Genomic DNA, 3,717 nt, shown 5'->3' with positions numbered 1-3,717 from the left:
GGTGCTCGTTCATGCGCGCCATGATCGAGCGCGAGGCCGGTGCGGCGGGCGCCGGCGCAGGTGGGTCGGCGGCGGGCGTTGCTTGCGGGGCGGCGGGTTTCTTTCTACTGAACCACGACATAATCGATCTCCCGAGGACTTAGCCCTTCTCGCCAATCTGCATGATCAGCGCCACGGCCTTGGAGATCACCGCATTCGAAATCTGGTTCATCGCCTGTTGGCTGTTGACCGCGTTCTGCAACGACAGGCCCGCCGCACTGCTCGCCACCTGATACAGCGACGCGATGGCCTGGGCCGGCGCTTCTGCCACCACTTTGACGTTGGTTTGGGTGACCGCGTCGGTGATCTGGCTGTTGACCTCTGTCATACATCTCTCCTTGATGGCATTCACCCAGGGTTGGGCGTGGGTAGTGGCGGCAGGACGCGCTCATACAACTAGAACGCCCCGCGCCCGCGTGTGTGAATCAAATTCAGCGCAAGGCGTTGCGCAGCAGTTGCACACGCTTGCGCACCAGCGGCAGCGTGACCTGCAACGCGGCAGCGATCTGCGGATACGGCAGGTCATCCACAAAGCGCATCTCAAACAAGCGCTGCTGCAACACCGGCAACCGCGCCACCTGCGCCTCGATCAGCTCCAGGCGCTCGTAACACTCCACCCGCTCCAGCACCGAAGCGCAGGGCGCGGCGAGTGCGGCCAGGTGATCGTGCTCGAGGTCCACCGAATCATCGAGCAACCGCTCCTCGCGCTTGCTGCGTCGCAAACTGTCGAGAAACACATGGTCGAGTACCAGAAACAGAAACCCCTGAGGGTCGCGAATGCGCTCCGGCGAGCGCCGAAAGAACAGCAGGGCCTTGATCGCCGTGGCCGACAACCATTCCTGGCCCTGATCCAGATTGCCCTTGGCCCGCCGCAACGCGCGCCGCTTGAGTTCGCCCTGCACGGCGCGCCAACTCGCTTCGAACAAACGGTCATCGGCGGCCCATTGATCCTTGAACTGAACAGTCATCCCCATCGCCAGCACTCCTGTGCATCCTTGATGAAGGGCCAGTCTGCAAGCGCGGGACAGGGGGGCGCTGTTACCTGCGGAACACTGCAATGACTAATTCAAGGCAAATGCCTTGCGCCGCAAATGCTCGAGATCGTTGATCACCATGCGTTCCAGATTGCCGCTGATCAGCCCACTGCGGCGCCACAATTGCAGCTGCACATTGAGCTTGGGACGGCTGGTGTTAAGCATCGACGCCAACACCCCCTGGCTGGCGGGCAAAGAGACGCTCGGCATGGCCAGCGCCAGGTCGATATCGCCCAGGTTGGCCAACAGAAACCGCGCCAACCGCGACTCCAACCGATGCAGGCACACCAACTCCAGCAACTCGATGGCCTGCAGCAAGCGCAGCATCATCAGCATCAACAAGCGCCGCAAAAACACCGGCTCCTCAAACAGCACACCAAAATGCCGGCTACCCAGTTGCAACAGCCGCGTGGGGCCACTGGCAAAGGTGGAAGACTCGCGCCCATGATCCTTGATCAACGCCGTCTCCCCCACCACCTGCCCGGCCCCGGTACTGCCGATAATCTGCTCCCGGCCGTCCGGCCCATGCACCACCGAATAAATCCGGCCCTCAACCACCAATGCAATAAATTCGAGGCTGTCGTCCTTGAAATACAGCAGTTCACGATCATCCAGCAGGCGCTCCACCATATGGGTGGCAACGTAGCGCAAGAGGTGCTCCGGCATACCTCGAAACAAATCGGAGCGGGCCAACAGGGTTTGTCTCAACGGGAGATCGAGCATCACGGTTCCTTTGGAATGCATGCGTTCACCTGGGGAATTGCGGCTTGGAAGCGGTTTAAAGCCACAAGAGCAAAGCAAACAAAGGGACGTGCGGCGCGGGGAGTTGTGAATGAGAGTGGCGATTAGCCATTTTGGGCGGGAAACGGCCGACAGTTACCGGCGAAAACGCTGGAATGGACGCATCAGGGCGACATGGGGATGATGTCGCCCGCACAAGCATCCGTAGCTCAGCTGGATAGAGTACTGCCCTCCGAAGGCAGGGGTCGTGGGTTCGAATCCCGCCGGGTGCACCAGATACAGATGAAAAAGCCCCAGGTCTTTCGACCTGGGGCTTTTTTGTGGGCGAATTTTTTAAGGCTATGGTTTTAGTTATCCGGGGGGTTCGGATGGATGCGTTTGGCTGGGGGTCTTGGGCCCTAGAGCGACGGGGGGCTCTAGTGGCAGCCAGAAATACTGTGTGAGGGATGGTAGTCAGGCAATGAGTTGGGTTCTGGTGTGAATATAAATGAATCTGTCGCTATTTTTTCCCAAAAATTCAGGATTTCGGGTACTCAGAATGGAACGGACATACGCCCAAGTTCCATTTAGCTGACTAGTCGAGACAGACGATATGGTCTCACTCAGACCAAATCGTCTATCTCGCTGGCCACCCTAGCAGGCTGCTGGTAACCACCAAAAGTAACCATTTACCTAATCGGATTCTATTAGCCAAATCATTCAGTTAGAGGCAAAACAGTATGGAAGCTCAAGCCTATCTTCGGGAGCTGAACACCCAGCTCACCTACTTGTTTGAATATGCGCGAAAAATTAACGAGATAGACACGGCCGCTGCCCTGTTCGCTGAGTTTCGCGGCATTCAAGATGCCGGCTGGAATACGATCGCAACAGCTAGCGAGGTATTCGATGAGCTGAAAGTGCTTGGATCGAAGGGTGCCCCCCTGACTAGGCCTGAGCTTCGCCAAGCACTATGCCTCTACGCGCATCTTGCCGAGGCAGGTGGTGTGTACGAGGGGTTGTTGAACACCATGCAGATCCCTCAGTTGAAGGCTTACAACCTCTGGCCGTTTCAAAAGCTCGTCCGAGTGCGTCCTGAACCCAGAGCCATAATCGGCCCAAACGCTAACGCGATGTTTCGGCACCTAGCACGGGTTGCGACTGAAATAGGGATGAGCAGCCTGGCGAGGTTGTTAGCAACCACCTTTCGGGACGACATCAGAAATGCCATAGCGCATGCCGACTACGTTCTCGTTCCTGAAGGGTTGCGAGTAAGGCGAAGAAACGGAGGCCAGCCAGTCATTGTCTCGCACGCAGAGATCGGAGAGGCTTTACAGATAGCAATTTTCTTCTTTGAATTGCTCCAATCCTTCCAACAGGAAATTGCAGAATCATTTCGTCCGGCCCGAACTATTGTCGGAAGGTTCAGCGAGAACCCACCCATGGCCTGGAAAATCGAATTATCCGATGATGGGAGATTCTCCCTTTCTAGCGATGCGCCTGGCCCACAATACGATGCAAAGTATGAACGACAGAAGCGGATTAATGACCGTTTGGGCGGGCGTATGGTGGCTGCTTACATTGAACCAGGCGCGGGCTTGCCACTCGGGCTCATTGCAGAGATTTCAACAATGGGCTTTGAGGTTTTGATAGTGGAATTCGAGAGTGACCATCAATTTGCAGATCTTGTAGATGAAGTAGAAAAGCATCAACTGTGGGGCCCAGGGCCAATTCCAGAAAATCATTTTGGAAGTGTGCTCATGTCGACACCTTTTGGATTTCAAAAAATCTCAAACGGACAGCAATTCAAAGCCTCGCTTCCCGTTGTTGAGAAAGTTCTGGTGGTGTGATCTACACGGAGTTCGGTTACGTGCTTGGTGCCAAGCTTTGTCAGGTTCTCCAGAGCCGTCCGATGTCAAGTTTTGAC

4 protein-coding genes and 1 tRNA gene are annotated in these 3,717 nt (G+C 56.3%); 2 read left to right on the top strand and 3 right to left on the bottom strand.

Translation table 11 applies throughout. The features are described from left to right. Positions 1-139 precede the first annotated feature (139 nt). From FEM54_RS27365 to FEM54_RS27355, 3 genes are all read right to left on the bottom strand, one after another. Entirely contained in the window at positions 140-367 is a 228-nt protein-coding gene (locus FEM54_RS27365; protein WP_003187543.1) for a RebB family R body protein, read from the bottom strand. 103 nt (positions 368-470) lie between these two features. Beyond that, a complete protein-coding gene (locus tag FEM54_RS27360) occupies positions 471-1,013 on the bottom strand; it encodes an RNA polymerase sigma factor (protein ID WP_017136685.1) in 543 nt (180 codons plus the stop codon). Positions 1,014-1,100: 87 nt separating this feature from the next. Continuing rightward, complete coding sequence (locus FEM54_RS27355; protein WP_099549558.1) at positions 1,101-1,817, bottom strand: Crp/Fnr family transcriptional regulator; 717 nt, start codon at positions 1,815-1,817, stop codon at positions 1,101-1,103. Positions 1,818-2,012: 195 nt separating this feature from the next. On the opposite strand from FEM54_RS27355, the gene FEM54_RS27350 reads away from it, so the two are divergent. Further along, positions 2,013-2,089 (top strand) — tRNA-Arg (locus FEM54_RS27350). 444 nt (positions 2,090-2,533) lie between these two features. Next, positions 2,534-3,640, top strand: coding sequence for a hypothetical protein (locus tag FEM54_RS27345; protein ID WP_138453730.1), 1,107 nt, complete (start codon positions 2,534-2,536; stop codon positions 3,638-3,640). The last annotated feature ends 77 nt before the right edge of the window (positions 3,641-3,717 follow it).

The organism is Pseudomonas edaphica (genome assembly GCF_005863185.1).
GTDB lineage: Bacteria > Pseudomonadota > Gammaproteobacteria > Pseudomonadales > Pseudomonadaceae > Aquipseudomonas > Aquipseudomonas edaphica.
Note: the sequence above shows the minus strand (reverse complement) of the source record. Positions and strands in the feature narration are given on the sequence as shown.